Here is a 740-nt window from a genome sequence, read left to right on the forward strand (position 1 = left end):
TGATGGCAGAGAGGTCACACCCGTTCCCATACCGAACACGGAAGTTAAGCTCTCTAGCGCCGATGGTAGTTGGGACCTTGTCCCTGTGAGAGTAGGACGTTGCCAGGCAATCCGGAGGATTAGCTCAGCTGGGAGAGCACCTGCCTTACAAGCAGGGGGTCGGCGGTTCGATCCCGTCATCCTCCACCATTTAGCCGACTTAGCTCAATTGGTAGAGCAACTGACTTGTAATCAGTAGGTTGGGGGTTCAAGTCCTCTAGTCGGCACCAGTTTTTATTGTAAGAGCCATTAGCTCAGTTGGTAGAGCATCTGACTTTTAATCAGAGGGTCGAAGGTTCGAGTCCTTCATGGCTCACCATTTTTAATGAAATATGCGGGTGTGGCGGAATTGGCAGACGCACTAGACTTAGGATCTAGCGCCTTTGGCGTGGGGGTTCGACTCCCTTCACCCGCACTTTTAATGAAATAACTCAAACATGTCTTGCGGAAGTAGTTCAGTGGTAGAATACAACCTTGCCAAGGTTGGGGTCGCGGGTTCGAATCCCGTCTTCCGCTCCAATTTTCAATATGACATGCCGGGGTGGCGGAACAGGCAGACGCACAGGACTTAAAATCCTGCGGTGGGTGACCACCGTGCGGGTTCGACCCCCGCCCTCGGCACCATATGCGCCCGTAGCTCAATTGGATAGAGCGTTTGACTACGGATCAAGAGGTTAGGGGTTCGACTCCTCTCGGGCGCG

General features: G+C 53.2%; 7 tRNA genes and 1 rRNA gene. All 8 read left to right on the top strand.

Annotated elements, in window-relative coordinates:
- A 5S ribosomal RNA gene (rrf, locus tag MR147_RS26720) occupies positions 1–108 on the top strand; the annotation flags it as partial.
- A gap of 5 nt (positions 109–113) precedes the next feature.
- Positions 114–189, top strand: a tRNA-Val gene (locus MR147_RS26725).
- 4 nt (positions 190–193) lie between these two features.
- A tRNA-Thr gene (locus MR147_RS26730) sits at positions 194–269 on the top strand.
- 13 nt (positions 270–282) lie between these two features.
- A tRNA-Lys gene (locus tag MR147_RS26735) sits at positions 283–358 on the top strand.
- A 15-nt stretch (positions 359–373) separates the two neighbouring features.
- Positions 374–454, top strand: a tRNA-Leu gene (locus tag MR147_RS26740).
- A gap of 29 nt (positions 455–483) precedes the next feature.
- Positions 484–558, top strand: a tRNA-Gly gene (locus MR147_RS26745).
- A 16-nt stretch (positions 559–574) separates the two neighbouring features.
- A tRNA-Leu gene (locus MR147_RS26750) sits at positions 575–663 on the top strand.
- A gap of 3 nt (positions 664–666) precedes the next feature.
- Positions 667–740, top strand: a tRNA-Arg gene (locus MR147_RS26755).

The organism is Bacillus cereus group sp. BfR-BA-01350 (assembly GCF_022663775.1).
GTDB classification, from domain to species: domain Bacteria; phylum Bacillota; class Bacilli; order Bacillales; family Bacillaceae_G; genus Bacillus_A; species Bacillus_A paranthracis.